This is a genomic window from Acinetobacter sp. YH12128 (genome assembly GCF_013418655.1).
Taxonomy (GTDB): Bacteria; Pseudomonadota; Gammaproteobacteria; order Pseudomonadales; family Moraxellaceae; genus Acinetobacter; species Acinetobacter amyesii.
On record NZ_VPBO01000011.1, the window covers coordinates 1 to 22,768 of the forward strand.

Annotated in this window: 16 protein-coding genes and 1 pseudogene; 5 read left to right on the forward strand and 12 right to left on the reverse strand. The window is 40.7% G+C overall.

What is annotated here, in order from left to right; all coding sequences use genetic code 11:
- A pseudogene (locus tag FTU64_RS07510) lies at window positions 1-91 on the forward strand (IS5/IS1182 family transposase); the annotation flags it as partial.
- Between the two features lie 22 nt (window positions 92-113).
- On the opposite strand, the gene FTU64_RS07515 reads toward FTU64_RS07510, so the two are convergent.
- The 3 genes from FTU64_RS07515 to cysD form a co-directional block, all read right to left on the reverse strand.
- Window positions 114-458, reverse strand: a complete 345-nt coding sequence (locus tag FTU64_RS07515) for a GIY-YIG nuclease family protein (RefSeq protein ID WP_180059497.1) — start codon at window positions 456-458, stop codon at window positions 114-116.
- A gap of 157 nt (window positions 459-615) precedes the next feature.
- Window positions 616-2,229 (reverse strand): sulfate adenylyltransferase subunit CysN, encoded by a 1,614-nt coding sequence (gene cysN, locus FTU64_RS07520; RefSeq protein ID WP_180059498.1) that lies wholly within the window; start codon window positions 2,227-2,229, stop codon window positions 616-618.
- Window positions 2,230-2,394: 165 nt separating this feature from the next.
- Window positions 2,395-3,309 carry a sulfate adenylyltransferase subunit CysD gene (cysD, locus tag FTU64_RS07525; RefSeq protein ID WP_180059499.1) on the reverse strand — a complete coding sequence of 305 codons (915 nt, stop codon included), beginning with the start codon at window positions 3,307-3,309 and terminating at the stop codon, window positions 2,395-2,397.
- 321 nt (window positions 3,310-3,630) lie between these two features.
- Between cysD and FTU64_RS07530 the strand changes: the two genes are divergently transcribed.
- The 3 genes from FTU64_RS07530 (at window position 3,631) to FTU64_RS07540 (ending at window position 7,165) form a co-directional block, all read left to right on the forward strand.
- Window positions 3,631-4,173, forward strand: a complete 543-nt coding sequence (locus FTU64_RS07530; protein WP_180059500.1) for a hypothetical protein — start codon at window positions 3,631-3,633, stop codon at window positions 4,171-4,173.
- Between the two features lie 464 nt (window positions 4,174-4,637).
- Entirely contained in the window at window positions 4,638-5,276 is a 639-nt protein-coding gene (locus FTU64_RS07535; RefSeq protein ID WP_180007473.1) for a YqiJ family protein, read from the forward strand.
- Between the two features lie 176 nt (window positions 5,277-5,452).
- The gene (locus tag FTU64_RS07540; RefSeq protein WP_180011015.1) at window positions 5,453-7,165 is read left to right on the forward strand and encodes a flotillin family protein; all 1,713 of its coding nucleotides are present in this window, start codon (window positions 5,453-5,455) and stop codon (window positions 7,163-7,165) included.
- Between the two features lie 1,017 nt (window positions 7,166-8,182).
- Here the strand turns inward: FTU64_RS07540 and sucD are convergent.
- From sucD to sdhC, 9 genes are all read right to left on the reverse strand, one after another.
- Window positions 8,183-9,073: a succinate--CoA ligase subunit alpha gene (gene sucD / locus FTU64_RS07545; RefSeq protein ID WP_168379215.1), complete on the reverse strand. Its 891-nt coding sequence runs from the start codon at window positions 9,071-9,073 to the stop codon at window positions 8,183-8,185.
- A gap of 13 nt (window positions 9,074-9,086) precedes the next feature.
- On the reverse strand, window positions 9,087-10,253 hold the full coding sequence (sucC, locus tag FTU64_RS07550) for an ADP-forming succinate--CoA ligase subunit beta (RefSeq protein ID WP_180059501.1): 1,167 nt from the start codon (window positions 10,251-10,253) through the stop codon (window positions 9,087-9,089).
- A 180-nt stretch (window positions 10,254-10,433) separates the two neighbouring features.
- Complete coding sequence (lpdA, locus tag FTU64_RS07555; protein ID WP_168379217.1) at window positions 10,434-11,864, reverse strand: dihydrolipoyl dehydrogenase; 1,431 nt, start codon at window positions 11,862-11,864, stop codon at window positions 10,434-10,436.
- A 61-nt stretch (window positions 11,865-11,925) separates the two neighbouring features.
- Complete coding sequence (gene odhB / locus FTU64_RS07560; protein WP_078192990.1) at window positions 11,926-13,143, reverse strand: 2-oxoglutarate dehydrogenase complex dihydrolipoyllysine-residue succinyltransferase; 1,218 nt, start codon at window positions 13,141-13,143, stop codon at window positions 11,926-11,928.
- 16 nt (window positions 13,144-13,159) lie between these two features.
- Window positions 13,160-15,982, reverse strand: coding sequence for a 2-oxoglutarate dehydrogenase E1 component (locus tag FTU64_RS07565; protein ID WP_180059506.1), 2,823 nt, complete (start codon window positions 15,980-15,982; stop codon window positions 13,160-13,162).
- A 795-nt stretch (window positions 15,983-16,777) separates the two neighbouring features.
- Window positions 16,778-17,485: a succinate dehydrogenase iron-sulfur subunit gene (locus tag FTU64_RS07570; RefSeq protein WP_078189905.1), complete on the reverse strand. Its 708-nt coding sequence runs from the start codon at window positions 17,483-17,485 to the stop codon at window positions 16,778-16,780.
- 14 nt (window positions 17,486-17,499) lie between these two features.
- Window positions 17,500-19,398 (reverse strand): FAD-binding protein, encoded by a 1,899-nt coding sequence (locus FTU64_RS07575; protein WP_078189906.1) that lies wholly within the window; start codon window positions 19,396-19,398, stop codon window positions 17,500-17,502.
- A gap of 12 nt (window positions 19,399-19,410) precedes the next feature.
- Window positions 19,411-19,776: a succinate dehydrogenase, hydrophobic membrane anchor protein gene (gene sdhD, locus FTU64_RS07580; RefSeq protein ID WP_078189907.1), complete on the reverse strand. Its 366-nt coding sequence runs from the start codon at window positions 19,774-19,776 to the stop codon at window positions 19,411-19,413.
- A complete protein-coding gene (sdhC, locus tag FTU64_RS07585; protein ID WP_078192993.1) occupies window positions 19,776-20,174 on the reverse strand; it encodes a succinate dehydrogenase, cytochrome b556 subunit in 399 nt (132 codons plus the stop codon). Before sdhC ends, sdhD begins: the two co-directional genes overlap by 1 nt.
- 1,027 nt (window positions 20,175-21,201) lie before the next feature.
- Here sdhC and gltA point away from each other — a divergent pair.
- Window positions 21,202-22,479, forward strand: a complete 1,278-nt coding sequence (gene gltA / locus FTU64_RS07590; RefSeq protein WP_078189909.1) for a citrate synthase — start codon at window positions 21,202-21,204, stop codon at window positions 22,477-22,479.
- Window positions 22,480-22,768: the final 289 nt, after the last annotated feature.

The following is a 22,768-nucleotide window of genomic DNA, read 5'->3' on the forward strand; positions in this document are numbered from 1 at the left end:
TAGAGGAATTGCCACAAGATACGATAAGCTAAAACGTAACTATCAAAGCGCTGTTGCTTTAGCTTGTATATTTATATGGTTGCCTCTTTAGCTCAATTTATCGGCTGTAAATGTCAACACACCCTAAGCTTAAACCCTCCATATTTCATTAATCCAACATCTTCAAATAACCAAATTTCAATGACCTTGCCCATGCTAATCAATCTAGTTAATTCAAAATTATTTCGAATATTTGTAGTTTGGGTACGACCTGGCTTTAGATAACCTTTAAACCTATTATCTAAATTTTGTGTAGTTTTACCAATATAGAGCAATTCATTATTCTCTATAAACGCATACAGTATATTTTCTACACCAGATGAATAATTTAACTTATAAATTAATTCCTTACTGCTCCCAATATTCCAGAACCCCACATTTTTAAAACCAACATCAATAAGTTTTTGCCTAATATTCATACAACCCTTTTGATTTTATATTGTTTATTTACAATAGATTACCACGAAATAATATTTGTTTTTTTGATTAAAACATAAGCACTTTTTAAATTATATATTCATTTCCTAATAAAAAAACCCGCCTTGCGGCGGGTCTTTTTTAAATCAATTCAATCTATTATAGACGAACCAACTCAACAATTTTCTCAGCAACTTCTTCAGCAGTCTCGAATGCATAAGTCACATCAGTACCTTCAGCACTATCTGTAATCACAACCACACCTGTTTCACGTACAAGTGCAACTTGCTCTACAGTTAAACCAGCTTTCGCAATCGCAACTACACCTTGCTGAATCAACAAACTTTCGATCGCTTGCGCATTTTCAAGTGCTTTCGCAGTTACAGTTACAGCAGCAGGTTTTTGACCTAAACGTGCAGCACGCGCTTCAGCAGTTACAGGCTCGTTGTGTGCAGTCCATTCCACTGCAGACTCAACCATACCCGCACCAACAGTCACGTTGCTTAAACGGTCAATAAATATAAATGAACCTGTGTAACGGCTGTCTTTATAACGGTCAAATACCACTGGCGCATCAAACTCAATCGTTACATCTGCAATCGCATTCAGTTCAAGCTGTTCAACTTCCGTTTTTTCCAATGTGTTTACATTGGTACGGTAGTTGATTTTCGCAACTTTCGCAGGAATGGTTTGTGTACCAAACTTCACGTTATACAGTTTACCAACCACTAAAGGCGCATCTGTCATCCATACCACAGAGGCACGTGCAGAACGTGAAATTAATGGCTGTTCGCCTGCTTTAACTAAAACGTTACCACGTGAAATATCAATTTCATCATTTAGCGTAAGTGTTACCGCTTGACCTGCAACAGCATGGTCTAAGTTACCGTCAAAAGTCACGATTTCTTTAACAGTCGAAGACTTACCAGATGGTAATGCAGTAATGGTATCGCCAACTTTCACTTCACCAAGTGCAATCGTACCGCAGAAGCCACGGAAATCGAGGTTCGGACGGTTGACATATTGAACTGGGAAACGGAATTCGTGCTTGCTCGTATCATGCGAAATTTCAACAGTTTCCAAAGTCTCCATTAAAGTCTGACCTTGGTACCACGGTGTATTTGGCGATTTGTTTACAACGTTATCACCATTCAACGCAGAAATAGGCGTGAAGATAATGTTCGCAGGTTTACGGTCGCCCAATTGGTTTACGAACTCATTGTACTCTGCTTGAATTTCATTGAAGCGCGCTTCAGAGAATTCAACCAAGTCCATTTTGTTCACTGCAACCACGATATTACGAATACCCAAAAGACTCGCAATAAATGAGTGACGACGAGTCTGGGTTTGAACGCCATAACGCGCATCAATCAAGATGATCGCTAAATCGGCAGTCGACGCACCAGTTGCCATGTTACGTGTGTACTGCTCATGCCCCGGGGTGTCAGCAATGATGAACTTACGTTTTTCAGTAGAGAAATAACGGTAAGCCACGTCAATGGTAATACCCTGCTCACGTTCCGCTTGCAGACCATCTACAAGTAAAGCCAAGTCAGGCGCATCACCCGTAGTACCGACTTTTTTAGAGTCACGAGTCACGGCTTGCAATTGATCTTCATAAATCAATTTTGAATCGTAAAGCAAACGGCCGATTAAAGTCGATTTACCGTCATCAACGTTACCGCAAGTGAGGAAACGTAGAAGGTCTTTATTTTCGTGTTGTTTTAAATACGCCAAGATGTCTTGGCTAATTAAATCTGATTGATGAGACATTGCTCAAAGCTCCACATATTCTTTTGAAATCGGTTTCTGAATCTTTTTAATCCCTCTAAATCTCCCTTTAAGAAAGGGAGACTTTGCTCCGTTATTTCTCGGGAGTTCCCCCTCTTTCGTAAAGAGGGTGAGCAGCACTGCTGCGCAAGGGAGATTATGAGATTCTTAGAAGTAACCTTCCTGCTTTTTCTTTTCCATCGAACCTGCTTCGTCATGGTCGATCATACGGCCTTGACGTTCAGATGTTGTGGCTAAAAGCATCTCTTGGATAATTTCCGGTAAAGTTGTTGCAGTTGATTCAACCGCACCTGTAAGTGGGTAACAACCTAAGGTACGGAAACGCACCGATTTCATTTGTGGTACTTCACCTTCGTTCAAACGCATACGCTCATCATCAACCATGATCAGAGTACCGTTACGCTCAACCACTGGACGTTCAGCAGCCAAGTACAAAGGAACCAATTTAATATTTTCAAGGTAGATGTATTGCCAAATATCCAACTCAGTCCAGTTAGACAATGGGAACACACGAATACTTTCGCCTTTGTTCACTTTACCGTTGTAAAGATTCCAAAGTTCAGGACGTTGGTTTTTAGGGTCCCAACGGTGTTTAGTATCACGGAATGAGTAAACACGCTCTTTGGCACGAGATTTCTCTTCGTCACGGCGCGCACCACCGAAAGCCGCATCAAACTGATATTTATCAAGCGCTTGTTTTAAGCCTTGAGTTTTCATAATGTCAGTATATTTTGAGCTACCGTAATCGAACGGATTCACGCCTGCGTCTTTACCTTCTTTGTTTTGATGCACGATCAAATCAAAGCCATGCTCTTTTGCCATGTTGTCACGGAAATTAATCATGTCTTTAAATTTCCAACCCGTGTCTACATGCAGTAGTGGGAATGGAAGTTTGGCAGGATAGAATGCTTTTAAAGCAAGATGCAGCATGACCGCTGAATCTTTACCGATTGAATACAGCATGACTGGGTTTTCGAACTCAGCAGCAACTTCACGGATGATATGAATACTCTCAGCTTCAAGCTGTTTAAGATGAGTAAGTCTTTCCTCATTTAATGACATGGACAACACCAGCTTAGAATATGTGTACTTATTACACTTTTAAAGATATATATACATTATAGTGATTAAGCTTTCATAACGATTGCTTGTTTTGTGATATTGATATTCTTATTCGTCATATACAAATTGTCTGATACTGCTTATCAATTTTAATTAATTTAATACGATAGACTTATCAATTTCATTATTATTCTAGTCCGAGATCCCTAAGTTTACGCAATTTTTTATCAATTAACTAATCGCTAAATCCTCTAAACAATCGGTATTCAAACTCGCTCAAAGTACCTAAAGTAGCTATATCACTCTCCAATAGTTATTGATATGCCATATAGTCACTATACGCTTGAAACCTTAAAGTCGCTGATTGAAGCAGCAGGTCTTGCTGGCTATATTTATCAGCATTCTTCACACATGCTCGTGCTCCAAGAAGCCTTGAATGATGACGGCAGCCCACTGAATAACTTTATCCAACATGAGCTGAGTGCAGACCAAATTGGCCTTCAGTTCGGCCTACGACTTTTGGACAATAAACTCGAGTTTTTGATTGGGGTGACTCACAGTAACCAAGATCGCGGCTACGAAATTGGCGCTGGCAATTTAAAGGCCGATCAACGTGCATTTAATCTGCTCTATGCTTTTTATAATTTCCCCAAAGCATTTCACTTAATCCACTTCCCGCTGGCAGCCAATAGCACCCAGTTAGAAGAAGAAATCGAAAAACAACTGTTCCAACTTGAAAGCATGGGCTTTTTAGACACCGCGATTAAAACCAATCCGATGGGCGAACAAGTGAAGTGGATGAAAACCTTTATTGTTCAAGCGGTATTAGATATGAAAGTACGCATTCAAACTTCATTGTTATAAAAACGGTTAAAGCCACCTAAAAAGCGCTCTATTGAACGCCAGTTCAAATCTCCATATGACATCGAAAGTCACGGCAAAGCCCTCAGCACTGCCGTGACGCTTATAAATTTACATTACCTAACATTGTTTTCTGTGCCCTTTAACAGGCCATTTCTCTCCCTTGAGCACGACCACTTATATATCTGCAATTAGATTTAAAATTTGATTGATCACAATGACTTAAATCTTAAATGTATAAACGTAGATGCGCCATCCTCTTTGGATTTAGTTCATCCAAATTAACTGATAAACTATTTTTGAAGAAAAACTTAGTAATAGCTCACATAAAAGCCGACTTTTTGTTAATCTGATCTGTAATTTTTTTACACAATTTCGACAGATAATGTTATTTTATTTACTGAAAAAAATTCAGCCAGAATTATTTTTTTTGATTTTTTATAAGCATAAATATAGAGATAAATATAATGTGGGAATTGTTTACTCACCCGTCTAATATCGTGTTTAGCATCAGTCTCTGCTTAATGTTCTTGTTTGGACTTTTTGAGATTGTGTTAACAATTTTAGGGGGTGGTTCTCAAGGCTTCTTAGATCAATTCCTACCTGAGGATGTTGGTCATAATGCAGAGCTAGGTGTAGATGCCGATGCAGGTATCGTGACACGTGTGCTCGATTGGTTGTATTTGGGTCGTATTCCACTGTTTGTATGGCTCATCATTTTCTTATGTGTCTATAGTTTGTTGGGCTTTGCTATTCAAGCCATCGTTAACCAAATGACCAGTATGATGTTCAGTGCATGGATTATTGCACCAGCCTGTATTTTTCTGTGCATGCCCTTCGTACGTTTTAGCGCAATGCTCATTGCCCGTATTTTACCGCAAGATGAAACAACCGCCATTTATAGTGATGAATTGATCGGTAGAACGGCCACGATCATTTTGGGTGATGCACGACCACAGTCTCCTGCTCAAGCCAAAGTCAAAGATCAACACGGATTGACCCATTATATTTTGGTTGAACCTGAACAAGATGAAATTTTCAGCCAAGGTCAATCAGTGGTTTTAACCCAAAAAACAAATGTAGGCTTTCAAGCCACCATGCTCTAAATTTTGAATGAATTGATGCTCGATCAGTTCTTTTAACACCATATAAATACATTTAACGCGTCATACGTTCAGCAAATCTCGAAGTCATGATGAGTCAACAAAATACTGATTTTTAAACCAAACTTGTTAGCACTTTAGAGGGTTAACTTGAACTACAACAAAAGAGATAAACGTCCATGTTAGACATTATTCCAAGCGGTATCCTTGTTTCAGTCGGGATAATTTTTGCCGCACTTATTTTTATTGGTTTTATTATTGCTCGACTTTATCGTCGCTCAAGTAAAGAAATTTCATTTGTGCGTACAGGCTTCGGCGGTGAAAAAGTGATTTTAGGTGGCGGTGCTATTGTGCTTCCGGTGCTGCATGAAATTATCCCTGTCAATATGAACACCCTACGTCTTGAAGTTCGCCGTGCAGATGACCAAGCGCTGATTACACGTGACCGTATGCGTGTCGACGTGATGGCGGAGTTCTATGTCCGTGTGAAACCAACCGCAGATTCGATTGCTACAGCAGCACAAACGTTAGGTCAAAAGACCATGTCACCAAATGAGCTTAAAAATTTGGTCGAAGGTAAATTCGTTGACTCTCTACGTGCAGTTGCCGCAGAAATGGCGATGGAAGAATTGCATGAAAAACGTGTCGACTTCGTTCAAAAAGTTCAGCAAGTGGTGTCTGAAGATTTACATAAAAACGGTTTGGAACTTGAAACCGTTTCATTAACTGGCTTAGACCAAACAGGCTTTAAATACTTCAACCCACAAAATGCGTTCGATGCTGAAGGTTTAACTAAACTGACAGAAACCATTGAAGACCGTCGTCGTAAACGTAATGCGATTGAGCAAGATGCAGATCTTGCAATCAAGACCAAGAACTTAGAAGCAGAACAAGCACGTCTACAAATTTTGCGTGAAGAAGAATATGCAAAACTGCAACAAGAACGTGAAATTTCAGTTCGTCGTGCAGAACAGCTTGCAGAAATTGCATCACAAGAAGCTTCGAAAAAACGTGAAGCCGAAGAAGCGCGTATTGCTGCTGAACGTGAAGTTGACTTAAAGCGTATTACTGCTGCACGTGACGTTGAAAATCAAAATATTCAAAAGTCACAAATTATTCAGCAAGCCCAAGTGGAACAAAAGAAAACCATTGAACTCGCTGAGCAAGACCGTGCTATTGCCATTGCTGAAAAATCTCGTGCTGAATCTGAAGCTAAAGCGCATGCCGATCAAGCCCGTGCTCAAGCGGTAAAAGCCGAAGAAGAAGTAATTACCGTGCGTCAAATCCAACAAGCTGAACGTCAAAAAGCTGTTGAATTGGTTTCTGCGAAAGAAAAAGCAGAGAAAGATGCGATTGCCATTACTGTCGCGGCTGAAGCGGGTAAACAAGCAGCAGCAGATGATGCAGAAGCTATCCGTATTGCAGCTGAAGCCGAAGCTGAAAAAGTTCGCTTAAAAGCCAAAGGTGAAGCTGACGCAAAAGTTCTCTTGGCTCAAGCGATGGAAAAACAATACCAAGTTGATGCTGAAGGTACACGTGCAGTGAACGAAGCAAACAACGTATTGTCATCTGAACAGGTTGAAATGCAAATTCGTTTAGCGATGCTGAAATACTTACCTGAAATCATTCGCGAAAGTGTGAAACCAATGGAAAACATTGATGACATTAAGATTTTGCAAGTGAATGGCCTAAATGGTGGTCATGCAGGTTCTTGCCAAGGTGATGCTCACCACGAAGGCAGCGGCAATGTTGCCTTGTCAGACCAAGTGGTGAATAGTGCCCTACGCTACCGCAGCCAGGCCCCACTGATTGATAGCTTGATGAGTGAGCTTGGTATCCAAGGTGGCGATATTAACGGTTTAACTCAGAGCTTAAAAACCAGCAAAAACTAAGTTTTTGATTGAGATAGGGCTCCATCAAATCTCTTTATTCAGAAGTGATTGCTTGAGCAACACATTCTAAATGAATTAAAAAAGCAGTGTCCGCACTGCTTTTTTTTATGGCTTAGATACTTGTACTTATGGGCATACAATCTCCCAAAGAAATGAACAACATTTTCTGTCTTATCAGAGCGCTTTTAATGGTTTCTGACATTTATATTTCGCATCACAGCCTGATGTTAAATCAATGAACAAATGGCGTATTTCATAAAAATACTCATTTAGAAGCTATAGAGCAAACAGCATAAAATTATGAAACAAAATATTTAAAATCAATTAATTGATATATCCTTCTCATCTTACAGAATAAGATATTTACTTCTATATATTCAGCTCGATAACATTTTGTTCTATCTATTGTTTTTATAAAACTTGGAAATTGCTTATTAAATTGAAAATAGGGCCTAACAAGGTTTTTGCACTTCAAACCATCAACTAAAAAATAATAGCTGACTATAGATGTATATGCTCATGTAGATTTTCTTAAAAAAATTTCATCACTGAGATAGCAAATTTCACCAATTTTAAAGCTCCCCCTTCTCATATTCCTGATCTACCATCCTTTGTATAAGGCTTGAGAAAATTACAAATAAAATAATTTCTATTGAAAATATTAGGCTTCATCCAAGTAAAAAAGCTCTTTGATGATAAAGATCCATTAAAAATCTCAATTAAATTAGTTATTTTCCCTAAAATCAATATACTGCACGCTATACGAAATTATTTTTAAAAATCATAAACCTATGACCATCCCCGCAATCATCACATATTCGGATTATTATGTGTTCTTTACATTTCATAGTTATTGAACAACCAATATTCCATCCGTTTATGCAGCGTCACTGCACCCCAAAGCAGAACACATAGCCATGCCCTTATGGCTTTTGCATAGCGGCTGAAATACGCTTTTTTTTGCGTAAAAAAAAAAAGAGAATCCGAAGATTCTCTTTTGATGTTTAAGTATGGCGATTAAACCAAACCTTTGCCTTTCAGCACTTCGTACATGGTCGAACCTAATTCAGCAGGACTACGGGTATAGGCCATACCGGCTTTTTCAAAAGCAGCAAATTTCTCTTCTGCTGTACCTTTACCGCCCGAAATGATCGCGCCTGCATGTCCCATACGTTTACCTTTAGGTGCAGTCACACCCGCGATATAACCGACAACAGGCTTAGTTACATTCGACTGGATATATTCAGCCGCTTCTTCTTCTGCTGTACCACCAATCTCACCAATCATGATGATCGCTTCAGTTTGCGGGTCGTCTTGGAACAGCTTTAAGCAATCAATTTGGTTCATGCCCGGAATTGGATCTCCCCCAATACCGATACACGTCGACTGACCTAGACCCAGCTTGGTGGTTTGCGCTACAGCTTCATAGGTCAGAGTCCCTGATCGCGAGATAATGCCGATTTTACCCGGCTGATGAATATGCCCCGGCATAATACCGATCTTACATTCACCCGGAGTAATAATCCCTGGACAGTTCGGACCAATTAGACGTGCATTATTACCATAGGTTTCTAGGTAACGTTTAGCTTTTAGCATATCGAGTGTAGGCACACCTTCCGTAATCACAACGATCAGCTCAACACCTGAATCAATCGATTCAATAATTGAATCTAGGACAAATGGTGCCGGTACATAAATCGAGGTTGCTGTTGCACCCGTTTCACGTACAGCTTCTTTCATGGTATTAAATACGGGCAGATTCAAATGTTGTGTGCCGCCTTTGCCCGGAGTCACCCCACCGACCACTTTTGTGCCGTAAGCAATTGACTGTTCAGAATGGAATGTGCCGTTTTTACCGGTAAAACCTTGTACCAATACTTTGGTGTCTTTATTAACTAATACGCTCATGATCTCTACTCCCTTAGCCTTTTACCGCAGCAACAATTTTTTCTGCAGCATCAGCCAAGCCATTTGCAGAAATCAATTTCAAACCTGATTCATCAAGTAATTTTGCACCCAACTCTGCATTGTTCCCTTCTAGACGAACAACCACAGGTACAGTCACATTTACTTCTTGAACCGCTGCAATAATTGCTTCAGCAATCATGTCACAACGTACAATTCCGCCAAAAATATTAATTAATACACCCTGCACAAAACTATCCGCCAAAATGATTTTAAAGGCTTCAATTACGCGTTCTTTGGTCGCGCCGCCTCCTACATCTAGGAAGTTTGCAGGTTGACCACCATATAGCTTGATGATGTCCATGGTTGCCATCGCTAGGCCAGCACCATTGACCATACAACCAATATTGCCTTCTAAGGCAACATAGTTCAGATCAAACTCAGAGGCTTTCAGCTCACGCTCATTTTCTTGCGTTTTATCGCGTAGTGCTGCGATTTCTGGTAAGCGATATAAAGCATTTGAGTCGATACCAATTTTTGCATCCACACATAAAATCTCGCCATTTTCACGTACGGATAACGGGTTAATTTCAAATAAAGCAAAATCATTTTCAATGAATGCTTGATAAGCCGCAGACATGATTTTGACAAATTGATTCACTTGACCATCTTTTAGGTTTAAAGCAAACGCCACTTCACGTGCTTGGAATGGTAACAATCCCACTAGAGGATCTACTTCAACTTTAATAATTTTTTCAGGCGTTTCTTCTGCAACTTTCTCAATTTCAACACCGCCTTCAGTCGATGCCATAAAGGTCACACGACGGCTAGAACGGTCAACTACAGCACCTAGGTACAATTCACGCTCTACTGGATAAACATCTTCAGATACCAAAATACCGCTGACGGGTTGACCTAATGCATCTGTTTGATAAGTGACTAAGCGTGAGCCGACCATTTGGTTCACATAATCAGTGGCTTCTTGTGCAGATTTTACGACTTTAACGCCGCCCGCTTTACCACGACCACCTGCATGGACTTGGGCTTTTAAAACTGCAAACTTACCACCCAATTGCTCAAAAGCTTTGACTGCTTCTTCTGCGGTTGTTACAAATACGCCTTCTTGGACTGGCATACCATATTTTTTTAATAACGCTTTAGCTTGATATTCGTGTAGATTCATTGAACAACCTTTTACTCTTTTTTCGCTTTGTTATGACCCATTAAAGCCCAGACATCCGTCAAAGCAGCTTTAACCTTTTTAAATCTTAAAATATTTCTTATCTTTATTTTTAGATGATTATTCAAATTAAAACAACCATCTGAAACAAAAAAGAGCGGCCTAAGCCGCTCTTTTTACATCTTATTTACGTTTACGCTGAATCGCGTGAATTGCACGTCCATCGACTGCAAGTGCAGCTTCGTGAACGACTTCGGAGAATGTCGGGTGACCGAAAGTCATTAACTGTAGGTCTTCAACACTTGATACAAACTCAAGTGCGATCATACCTTGGTGTACGATGTCAGACGCTGCAGGTCCAATCACGTGCATACCGAGTAGACGATCTGTCTTCGCATCAGCAACAAACTTAACAAAGCCTGCGTTTTCACCAGCAGCCATTGCACGACCATTTGCAGCGAAACCAAATTGACCTGTTTTAACTTCGTGGCCTTTTTCTTTCGCTTGCTCTTCTGTTAAACCAACCCACGCCGCTTCTGGGTGTGTGTAAATTACAGAGATAATAGTGTCATAGTTCACTTGAGCTGCATGACCGTGGATACGCTCAACAGCCATTACGCCTTCTTCCATTGCTTTATGTGCAAGCATTGGACCACGTACCAAGTCACCAATTGCGTATACGCCTTCAACTGAAGTTGCACACCAATCGTTTACTTCAACTAGACCGCGCTCAGTGAGTTTAATGCCTGAATCTTCAGCCAATAAACCTTCTGCATATGCTTTACGGCCCACACAAACGATCAATTTATCGAAAGTTTGAGTTTTATCTTCGCCACCTTGCGTGTACTTAACAGTAACTTCACGGCCATTGACTTCTGTACCAGCAACTTTAGCGCCAACACGGATATCAAGGCCTTGTTTAGTCAATACTTTTTGGTAGTCTTTTGCCAAAGCTTTATCAGCCATTGGCAAGAATGCATCCATTGCTTCAAATACAACAACTTCAGAACCAAGACGACGCCATACTGAACCAAGTTCAAGACCAATTACACCCGCGCCGATTACTCCAAGACGTTTAGGCACTTCTGGGAACTCAAGCGCACCAGTAGAGTCAACAATAATGTCTTGGTCTACAGGAGCAACTGGAATATTGACTGGCACAGAACCCGATGCAAGGATTACATATTTAGGTTCTAAAATTTGAGTTTCACCTTCGTGAGATACAAACTCAACTTTCTTACCTGCAAGTAATTTACCTGTACCTTTTAACCATTCGATACCATTGCCTTTAAGTAGGCCATCGATACCCATTGTGAGTTGGTTAACAATTTTGTCTTTACGATCAAGCAGTTTTGCAAGATCAAATTTCACTTCACCAGTCGTAATACCGTGGTCATCTAAGTGATGAACGGTATCTTCATAGCGGTGAGATGAATCAAGTAATGCTTTAGATGGGATACAACCCACGTTTAAGCAAGTACCACCTAAAGATGGTTTACCTTTATGAATACGTTTTTCAATACAAGCTACTTTAAAGCCTAATTGAGCAGCGCGGATAGCAGCTTCATAACCACCAGGACCGCCACCAATAACAACTAAATCAAATTGAGACATGTGTATCTCCAAAAATGGGCTTAAGAGGATCGCTCTAAGCCCATTGCATTATTCTGAAGTATTAAAGATCAAGGATTAGCTTAGCTGGTTCTTCTAACAATTCTTTGATTGTTACAAGGAAGCCTACTGCTTCTTTACCATCGATTAGACGGTGGTCATAAGAAAGCGCTAAGTACATCATTGGCAAGATTTCAACTTGACCATTTACAGCCATAGGACGTTCTTGGATTTTATGCATACCCAAAATCGCAGTTTGTGGCGTATTTAAGATAGGTGTAGAAAGCAAAGAACCGAAAGTACCACCATTAGTAATAGTGAATGTACCGCCAGTCATATCTTCGATACCCAATTTACCATCACGCGCTTTACCAGCGTATGCACGGATACCATTTTCAACTTCAGCATAGTTCATGCGGTCAGTATCACGAAGAACTGGAACTACTAGACCACGGTCGCTTGATACAGCAACACCGATGTCGTAGAAACCGTGGTAAACGATGTCATTGCCATCAATCGAAGCGTTTACAGCTGGGTAGCGTTTAAGTGCTTCAGTTGCTGCTTTAACGAAGAATGACATGAAGCCAAGACGTGCACCATGACGCTTTTCAAAAGCATCTTTGTATTGCGCACGCATTTCCATGATTGGTTTCATGTTTACTTCGTTGAACGTAGTCAACATTGCAGTTTCTTGAGTTGCAGCAAGTAGACGTTCAGCAACACGCTTACGAAGACGAGTCATAGGAACACGTTTTTCGATACGTTCACCAACAGCAACGCTTAATGGCGCAGCAGCAGGAGCAGCTGGTTTAGCTTGATGGTTTGCAACATCTTCTTTAGTGATGCGACCGCCACGGCCAGTGCCAGCAACGTCAGCAGCAGCAATGCCAGACTCAGTCAATGCTTTACGCACTGCAGGAGCTTGATCAGCAACAGGTTGAGCACGTTCAACAACAGGAGCAGCGCCCGCTTGAGTTTGCGCAGCAGCTTGTTCTACTTTCTCTTCTGATTGAACAGCTTGAGTTTGAGCAGCGCCAGAAGCAGCACCTTCTTCAAAAGTCGCAATCACTTCGTTCGATAAAACTGTATCGCCTTCGTTTTTAACGATTGCAGAAATCGTACCGTCAGCAGGAGCTACAACTTCTAAAACAACTTTATCTGTTTCAATATCACAAATCACTTCGTCACGTGATACTGCTTCACCTGGTTGTTTGTGCCAAGTTGCAACTGTACCGTCAGCAACTGACTCTGGGAATACCGGTGCTTTAATTTCGGTTGCCATTATTAAGAATCTCCTGTTATTCAGCTACGATAGCTAAAGCATCATTTACGAGCTGAGCTTGTTGTTTTGCGTGCAAATATGGTGAACCACAAGCCGGTGCAGCAGAAGCTTCACGACCTGCATAACTAATACGAACTTGTTTGCCCGCTTTCATCACGTCGTCATAAAGACGCGGAGCGATGAATAACCATGCACCTTGGTTCTTCGGTTCTTCTTGAGCCCAAACCAATTCTTTAACGTTTGGATATTGTGCCAGAACTTCAGCAAGACGTGCTTCTGGATACGGATACAATTGTTCAATACGAACGATTGCTGTGTTGTTCAATTCTTTTTCACGACGTTTTTCAAGTAAGTCGTAGTAAACCTTACCACCACAAAGCACTAGACGAGTTACGTCTGACTTGTTGATATTGTCGATTTCATCAATCACAGTTTGGAATGTACCATTTGCAAGTTCTTCTAATGTAGACGTTGCGAGTTTGTGACGAAGAAGAGACTTCGGTGAAGTCACGATCATTGGTTTACGGATTGGACGAAGTGCTTGACGACGCATCGCATGGTAAATCTGCGCTGGTGTAGTCGGTGTGATCACTTGCATGTTTTCTTCAGCACATAGCTGTAAGAAACGCTCTAAACGAGCTGATGAATGCTCAGGACCTTGACCTTCAAAGCCGTGTGGAAGAAGCATAGTCAAACCGCATACACGTTCCCACTTAGTTTCGCCAGACGCGATGAACTGATCGATTACAACTTGTGCACAGTTTGCGAAGTCACCAAATTGCGCTTCCCAAATCACAAGGCTCTTTGGAAGAGTCGTTGCATAACCGTATTCGAATGCAAGAACCGCCATTTCTGACAATAATGAGTCATAAATAGCTGTACGTGGTTGGTTTTCTTTCAAGTTACATAATGGAATGTAAGTTGAACCGTCTACTTGGTTATGAAGTTTTGCATGACGGTGTGAGAATGTACCACGACCTACGTCTTCACCTGTTAAACGAACAAGGAAACCTTCATCTAGAAGAGACGCGTAAGCTAATGTTTCAGCAGCACCCCAGTTCAATGGCATTTCACCAGTCTGCATTTTCAGACGGTCATCAATCACTTTAGCAACCTGACGTTGCATCACGAAGCCTTCTGGAAGCTCGCGCATTTTCGCACCAAGCTCTTTTAGACGTTCGATTGGGAAAGTGGTATCCCATTTGTCTGTGTATTCGTGGCCTAGGTAAGGTTTCCAGTCCACAAACATTTTTGTATTTGGCTCAAGTACCAACGCATTTGCAACGTGTTTACCTGCTTCAAGGTCAGAACGATACTGTTCAACCATTGCATCAGCAGAAGCACGATCAAGAACACCTTCTTGTACAAGCTTGTCAGCATAAAGCGTACGTGTAGTCGCTTTTTTATTGATGATTTGATACATCATTGGCTGAGTTGCAGCTGGCTCGTCGGCTTCGTTATGACCACGACGACGGTAGCAGAACATATCGATTACAACGTCTTTACGGAATGTATGACGGAAATCGTGTGCCAATTGAGAAACAAATAATACAGATTCAGGATCATCACCGTTCACATGGAAGATCGGTGCTTGGATCATTTTCGCGATGTCAGTACAGTATTCTGTAGAACGCGCATCACGTGGGTCAGACGTTGTGAAACCAACTTGGTTGTTCACGACGATATGAACTGTACCACCCACGGTATAACCGCGAGTTTGTGACATTTGGAAGGTTTCTTGGTTTACACCTTGACCTGCAAATGCAGCATCACCGTGAACGATGATTGGTAATACATCATCACCACCGATATCTTTACGACGTACTTGACGTGCGCGTACAGAACCTTCTACTACAGGTCCAACGATTTCTAAGTGTGATGGGTTAAACGCTAATGCCAAGTGAACTTCGCCACCCGGAGTCATGACGTTTGAAGAGAAACCTTGGTGGTATTTAACGTCACCAGAGCCTTTTTTATGCAGAGATTTGCCTTCGAACTCACCAAATAGATCAGCTGGGTTTTTACCCATGATGTTTACAAGAAGGTTTAAACGGCCACGGTGAGGCATACCGATAACCACTTCTTTACAACCTACCGAACCCGCACGTTGAATAAGTTCATTCACCATAGGAATGAAAGATTCACCACCTTCAACACCGAAACGTTTCGCACCAACGAATTTGTTACCAAGGTATTTTTCTAGGCCTTCAGCTGCAGTTAGACGTTCAAGGATATGTTTTTTCTGGTCTGCAGTGTAGCCAAATTGACCACGAGTACCTTCAAGGCGTTGTTGAATCCAACGTTTTTCTTTTGTATCAACAATGTGCATGTATTCAACACCAATCGAAGCAGTATAAGTTGCTTCCATTGCTTGAACCATTTCACCAAGTGTTGCTTCAGATTTACCGATTGCAAGGTTACCTGTATTAAATACAGTGTCTAAGTCAGACTGAGTTAAACCATGCGCAGCAAGATCTAGATCAGGCACGATTTCACGTTTTGCAAGACCTAGTGGATCTAATTTTGCGTTTTGATGACCACGGTTACGGTATGCAGCGATCAACTGTAATACACCGATTTGACGGCGTTCATGCTCAGAACTTACTGCACTTTGCACTACAGGCTGAACACGGCTTGAATTACGGCCTAATAATAGGAATTGCTCACGTACATTGCTGTGTGGTTGATCACCTTTCGGGAATTTATCGAAGTATTCACGCCAATCAGCCTCTACTGAGTCTGGAGCCGTTAGATACTGCTCATAAAGTTCTTCAATATACGCTGCACTGTCAGCGCTAAGTTCAGTGTCAAGACGCAGTGCGTCAGCAACTTCTTGCATTTGTGGACCCATTTCCTATTGCAAAACATTTCAGGATGCTTTTTAAGCGAACCCATGATTAGTAATGTCAAATTGGTAATATGACATTAGTCCCCATTAGGCTTAAGCCTTGAGGCGTTATCACTACATTAGGATTACCCAATGTGATTAATGAACAATAACGCCCTCAGCGGCATCATTACTCATTGAGAAATACCCGACATAAATCGGGCAATTTTTGCAAATCATCTTAGAAAAAATAAATTTTTCGCAATTATCTTTTCTAAAGCGACTTTATTAACATTTATATACCGTCTACAGCGCTTAAATTGTAGAAAAAATGTACCCAATTCAAAGTCATTTTTTACATATAGTGATACTTTAAATGCTAACACGTTCGAGCATTTTCAATTGATTTTTTTGACACATACCTCTCATAAATTAGCGAAATACACTGTTTGTATTTTCATCTATGATATGGTGCTACATATAAAATGATCTTTCAATTAAGACAAAAGTCTACGTTCGATTTTTACCTCATCTCATATACAAAAACAAAAGAGAGCTGACATTCCTATCCTCTCTCTTTTTACTACGTTACATAATAACATCTTCTAATCCTTTTGACAGACTTGAACGAGCGTTTCATCAATAAATAACCATTTATCTATCACTTTATACTTTTAATTCACTACGTTTCTATGAAATCCATTTATAGCACTCTGCAATGACAGCGAATAACTTTCACTATCATCATTTTTATATATGACAAAAAAAGCGCACCCAATGGTGCGCTTTTTTTTACTGCTAAATCTATTAACCAAGATCTAAAAGCATATTACGGATGTGACCGATTGCTTTAGTTGGGTTAAGACCCTTAGGACATACAGATACACAGTTCATGATACCTTTACAACGGAACAATGAGAATGGGTCGTCAAGACGAGCCAAACGCTCTTGAGTTGCTGTATCACGAGAGTCAATGATGAAGCGATATGCGTTCAACAATGCTGAAGGACCCAAGAACTTGTCTGGGTTCCACCAGAATGATGGACATGAAGTTGAACAACATGCACAAAGAATACATTCGTACAAACCATCTAAATGTTCACGCTCTTCAGGAGACTGCAAACGCTCTTTAGGAGGCGCAGGCTGATTGTTGATTAGGAACGGATGGATTTTGTTGTACTGATCGTAGAACTGATTCATATCTACAACCAAGTCTTTAATAACTGGAAGACCTGGAAGTGGACGAATTGTAATCACTTCTGGTAAGTCGTTTAGGTTCCAAAGACACGCTAAACCATTTTTACCATTGATGTTTACACCATCAGAACCACAAATACCTTCACGACATGAACGACGGAATGTTAATGATTCGTCTTGTACTTTTAATGCTAGAAGCGCATCAAGCAACATACGGTGCTTGTCAGTCAACTCTAGTTTAAAAGTTTGCATGTACGGAGCTGCATCCTTATCAGGATCGTAGCGGTAGATATTAAATGTACGAGTACCTCTACTCATCTTACTTCTCCCAATTAGAATGTACGTGGTTTAGGTGGAATAGCATCTACAGATAAAGGCTTGTAACGTACTGGTTTGTACTCAAGACGGTTATCTACAGAGAACCATAAAGTGTGTTTCATCCACTCATCATCACGACGGCCGTATGGGTAGTCAGCATGATCAGGTGGTAATTCGAAATCTACCACTGTATGCGCACCACGACATTCTTTACGTGCAGCTGCAGAAATTAATGTCGCTTTTGCAACTTCATACAAGTTTTCAACTTCTAGAGCTTCAACACGTGCTGTGTTAAATACTTTAGATTTGTCTTTCAAGTGAATGTTGCGTACACGTGGTTCGATCGCAAGAATCTGTTTCACACCTTCTTCAAGAAGTGCAGATGTACGGAATACACCAGCATGGTCTTGAACGATGTCACGGATTGCATCAGCAACTTCTTGAGCATTTTCACCAGAAGTAGATTCATCAAGATGACGAACACGATTCAAAGTGTTTTCAAGAACAGTTGTAGGTAATGGAGCGTATTCATCACCATGGTGTTTAGTTACGTAGTCAACAATATGTTCACCAGCAGCTTTACCAAATACAACCAAGTCAAGCAATGAGTTTGTACCTAGACGGTTTGCACCATGTACAGATACACATGAACATTCACCGATTGCATAAAAACCTTTCACTGGTTTAGTGAAATCACGGTCGCCCGCGTTGTGTGAGTACACATCAGTTTCTTTGTTGTAGTTCGCAACCAAAGCTTCAGTTTCACGAGAAACAGGAACAACCACTTGACCATGAATGTTTGTAGGAATACCACCCATTTGGTAATGGATTGTAGGTACTACAGGAATTGGCTCTTTAGTGATGTCAACGTTCGCGAATTTCTTACCAATCTCGAATACAGATGGAAGACGTTTCATGATTGTTTCAGCACCAAGATGCGTCATATCAAGCAAGATGTAGTCTTTCTTAGGACCACAGCCACGACCTTCTTTAATTTCTTGGTCCATAGAGCGTGATACGAAGTCACGAGGTGCCAAGTCTTTAAGTGTCGGAGCATAACGTTCCATGAACGGCTCACCAGCATCGTTACGAAGGATCGCACCTTCACCACGACAACCTTCTGTCAACAATACGCCTGCGCCCGCAACACCTGTTGGGTGGAATTGCCAGAATTCCATATCTTGTAATGGAATACCTGCACGAGCTGCCATACCAAGACCGTCACCAGTGTTGATATAAGCGTTAGTAGATGCACGGTAAACTCGACCAGCACCACCAGTAGCAAACAATGTAGCTTTACCTTGGAATACTGCAATTTTACCCGTTTCTTGGTCAATTGCTGTCACACCAAGTACATCGCCTGCTTCGTTACGGATCAAATCAAGTGCGATCCATTCTACGAAGAATTGAGTACCCATTTTCACGTTGCTTTGATAAAGCGTGTGAAGAAGTGCGTGACCTGTACGGTCGGCAGCAGCACATGCACGTGGAACTGGCTTTTCACCATAGTTCGCAGCATGACCACCAAACGGACGTTGGTAAATTGTACCGTCAGCGTTACGGTCAAATGGCATGCCTAAGTGTTCAAGTTCATATACAACTTGAGGCGCTTCACGAGTCATGAACTCAATTGCGTCTTGGTCACCTAACCAGTCAGAACCTTTAACTGTGTCGTAGAAGTGGTAGTGCCAGTTATCTTCTTGCATGTTACCAAGAGATGCACCAATACCACCCTGCGCTGCAACAGTGTGCGAACGAGTTGGGAATACTTTAGTCAGTACAGCAACTTTCAAACCAGCTTGAGCAAGTTGGTAAGAAGCACGCATACCTGAACCACCACCACCAACGATGACTGCATCGAAAGTTTGGTGTGGAATATTTGTGTAATCTTCTTTAGGGGTTATAGCGCCCATGATATCTTCCTATCAATTTGCCCAAAAAATCTGGATCGCCCAGATCGCGTATGCAAATACTGCAACAATCACTGCAGAAGTCAGCACTAAACGCAGACCGTTTGCTGAAGGACCCATTTGACGAGTAGTCACATAGTCAGTGAATACTTGCCACATACCAATCCAAGCATGCGCAACAAGAGATAAGACAGACAATAAAGATAAAATCTTCATTGGTGTTGTCATCATAAAGCCATACCATTGCTCAAAAGTGAATCCGCTATTGCAAAGGATCCAGCCCAGTACAACAATAGTATAAACAGCCAATACAACGGCACTTACACGTTGGATAAACCAATCGCGTGAACCTGATCCTGTTAAACCTGTAGCACTTTTCATTAGAGAACAATCCATACAAATGCTGCAACAATACCGATTGCAGACAAGATCAATGAAATAGTAGCTGCGATACGACCACTTTGAAGTTCTTCAGCAACGCCAAGATCTGCAAATAGATGCTTGATACCACCGATAAGGTGATAAATTAAGCCGGCTACAAATACCCATACGACAAAACGCACAATAAAGCTATCAAACACAGCTTGAACTTGCGCAAAACCTTCAGGTGAAGATAGAGATTTGTCTAAAATCCAAAGAAGGACCGGTACGAGTAAAAATACGATAACACCTGATAGACGGTGTAAAATTGATGCAATAGCCACAGGGGATTTTAAGTTTACGTCTAAAACTTGACCCATGGACAAATTGACAGGTCTGTTGCTTTTCACAGCGGGCATCCTGTAAGTAAAAACTCCATCCGGAGTTTGTTGGAATTAATTCGTAGGAAAGCTAGCATAGTCAGACATTACAATATAATAAACTCTGCAGCTGTCTGATCTTATAAACGACGGGGAATTATAAAACGTGAACTTTCAAAACACAAACGAAGACAATTAGGAATTTTGCAAAATATCCTTAAATAAGAATCATTAATAATAACTTTTCTAAAAACAAATACCTTATTTATCTAAGAAAATCAGACTATCTTGTTGGTTTTAATCAGTTAAATGTAAATTTAACTTATTGTTTTTGTGTGTATATAGCGATTTAAACTTTTAGACTAAAGATGAACAAATCTAAATCTTTCTTTTCCCACTACATTTTAAAATCTTCCAACACATTCGCCAAGCCATAATCATAAAAATAAATGTGCATCATTTTCTCAAATGATAAAACTCAAAGATCATGAAACGAAATAAGAACTTAGTCTGTGCATAAAAATCTCAGCAACAGCAAATCTGTTTAATAAAACGCCATTTTTTACCTTTCAAATGACAAAAATGATCATTTATTAAGCTTTTAAAGGCGTTTAATTAACTATTTTTTAACCAAACGAACTTTTTTTTAAGGGCGATTAAGTCGTTTTAATTATGAATAAGAAAACAGCAATTTAGAGCCACAGATGTGTGTAAGTTACGAAAATTATAATAATTTAATGAAATAGCGGTCTTGTAATTCATATTTGTTTCAGAGTTTTTAAGAATTAAAAATTGCTTACAATTAAGGCAATAGGCTTTTTTTAATCTGCACCTCCCCTGCAATTTGACTTATTATACTGCGTCGGCACTGTGATTTTACTCATTTTTTAAGCGGATGAATTGTGCTTCATTCCAAGGAATGATCCTCAATTTATATCCATAAGTATAATTGACAAAATTTCAGTTCCCTCTAATCTTAGAGCAAATTTTTGATCTGTCTGATTCTCGCATTAAAAGATTAGTACTGAGTCAGATAAAACATTCACCAGGACAGGAGATCTATTGAATGTCTGAAGCAACTGGCAAAAAAGCCGTTTTACAGCTTGATGGCAAAGAAATTGACTTACCAATTTACAGTGGCACTCTAGGCCCAGATGTAATTGACGTTAAAGATGTGTTGGCCGCAGGTCACTTTACTTTTGATCCTGGTTTTGTCTCAACGGCTGCTTGTGAATCTAAAATCACTTTCATTGACGGCGGTAAAGGTGTTCTTCTACACCGTGGCTACCCAATCGACCAGCTTGCTACTAAAGCAGACTACTTAGAAACTTGCTACCTTCTTTTGAACGGCGAGCTTCCTACTGCTGAACAAAAACAAGAATTCGATGCTAAAGTTCGTAACCACACTATGGTTCACGATCAAGTTGGCCGTTTCTTCAATGGTTTCCGTCGTGACGCTCACCCTATGGCGATCATGTGTGGTGTTGTTGGTGCGCTTTCTGCGTTCTATCACAACGGTTTCGATGTTGAAAACATTGACCACCGCGAAATCACTGCTATTCGCTTAATCGCTAAAGTTCCTACTTTAGCTGCTTGGACTTACAAATACACAGTAGGCCAACCATTCGTTTACCCACGTAACGACTTAAGCTACGCAGAAAACTTCTTGTACATGATGTTTGCTACTCCTGCAGACCGTGATTACAAAGTTGACCCTATTCTTGCTAAAGCAATGGACCGTATCTTCACGCTTCATGCTGACCACGAACAAAACGCGTCTACTTCTACAGTACGTCTTGCTGGTTCTACTGGCGCTAACCCATACGCATGTATCGCTGCGGGTATCGCGGCTCTATGGGGACCTGCTCATGGCGGCGCGAACGAAGCTGTTCTTAAGATGCTTGATGAAATCGGCACTGTAGAAAACGTTGCTCCGTTCATGGAAAAAGTGAAAACTAAAGAAGTTAAACTTATGGGCTTCGGTCACCGAGTTTACAAAAACTTCGATCCACGTGCGAAAGTAATGAAAGAGACTTGTGACGAAGTGTTAACTGCACTTGGTATCAACGATCCACAACTTGCTTTGGCTATGGAACTTGAACGTATTGCGCTTTCTGACGAATACTTCATCAAACGTAACCTATACCCTAACGTAGACTTCTACTCAGGTATCATCCTTAAAGCGATTGGTATCCCAACAGAAATGTTTACAGTAATCTTCGCTCTTGCACGTACTGTTGGTTGGATCAGCCACTGGTTAGAAATGCACAGCGCACCTTACAAAATCGGTCGTCCTCGTCAGCTTTACACTGGCGAAACTCAACGCGATATCCAAGGTCGTTAATTCGAAAGAATTGTGCGAATCTAAAAACCGTCCCTTTGGGGCGGTTTTTTTATGCAGCTAGATTTATTTTGCACTTTAAAACAGCCCCATCTGACTGATTTTTCAACTCAATCATTAGATAAAACGATGTCTCACAAGTTATAAAGTATGCTGTTTATTGCTGAGTGTATTTTAAATCGCCATTTTCTAGAAAATCTCACACTGCTTCATCAGATATCGTCATAAAAAAGCCTAATTCCACGTAGAAATTAGGCTGTAAACAAAAGGTTTAAATATTGATGATGCTTTA

What these genes read in the sequence shown, in the direction of transcription:
- gltA (WP_078189909.1), top strand. Translation starts at nt 21,202, where the DNA reads ATGTCTGAAGCAACTGGCAAAAAAGCCGTTTTACAGCTTGATGGCAAA.
- FTU64_RS07540 (WP_180011015.1), top strand. Translation starts at nt 5,453, where the DNA reads ATGTTAGACATTATTCCAAGCGGTATCCTTGTTTCAGTCGGGATAATT.
- FTU64_RS07530 (WP_180059500.1), top strand. Translation starts at nt 3,631, where the DNA reads ATGCCATATAGTCACTATACGCTTGAAACCTTAAAGTCGCTGATTGAA.
- sucD (WP_168379215.1), bottom strand. Translation starts at nt 9,073, where the DNA reads ATGAGCGTATTAGTTAATAAAGACACCAAAGTATTGGTACAAGGTTTT.
- sdhD (WP_078189907.1), bottom strand. Translation starts at nt 19,776, where the DNA reads ATGAAAAGTGCTACAGGTTTAACAGGATCAGGTTCACGCGATTGGTTT.
- FTU64_RS07575 (WP_078189906.1), bottom strand. Translation starts at nt 19,398, where the DNA reads ATGGGCGCTATAACCCCTAAAGAAGATTACACAAATATTCCACACCAA.
- FTU64_RS07535 (WP_180007473.1), top strand. Translation starts at nt 4,638, where the DNA reads ATGTGGGAATTGTTTACTCACCCGTCTAATATCGTGTTTAGCATCAGT.
- sucC (WP_180059501.1), bottom strand. Translation starts at nt 10,253, where the DNA reads ATGAATCTACACGAATATCAAGCTAAAGCGTTATTAAAAAAATATGGT.
- cysN (WP_180059498.1), bottom strand. Translation starts at nt 2,229, where the DNA reads ATGTCTCATCAATCAGATTTAATTAGCCAAGACATCTTGGCGTATTTA.
- FTU64_RS07570 (WP_078189905.1), bottom strand. Translation starts at nt 17,485, where the DNA reads ATGAGTAGAGGTACTCGTACATTTAATATCTACCGCTACGATCCTGAT.
- lpdA (WP_168379217.1), bottom strand. Translation starts at nt 11,864, where the DNA reads ATGTCTCAATTTGATTTAGTTGTTATTGGTGGCGGTCCTGGTGGTTAT.
- sdhC (WP_078192993.1), bottom strand. Translation starts at nt 20,174, where the DNA reads ATGCCCGCTGTGAAAAGCAACAGACCTGTCAATTTGTCCATGGGTCAA.
- odhB (WP_078192990.1), bottom strand. Translation starts at nt 13,143, where the DNA reads ATGGCAACCGAAATTAAAGCACCGGTATTCCCAGAGTCAGTTGCTGAC.
- cysD (WP_180059499.1), bottom strand. Translation starts at nt 3,309, where the DNA reads ATGTCATTAAATGAGGAAAGACTTACTCATCTTAAACAGCTTGAAGCT.
- FTU64_RS07565 (WP_180059506.1), bottom strand. Translation starts at nt 15,982, where the DNA reads ATGCAAGAAGTTGCTGACGCACTGCGTCTTGACACTGAACTTAGCGCT.
- FTU64_RS07515 (WP_180059497.1), bottom strand. Translation starts at nt 458, where the DNA reads ATGAATATTAGGCAAAAACTTATTGATGTTGGTTTTAAAAATGTGGGG.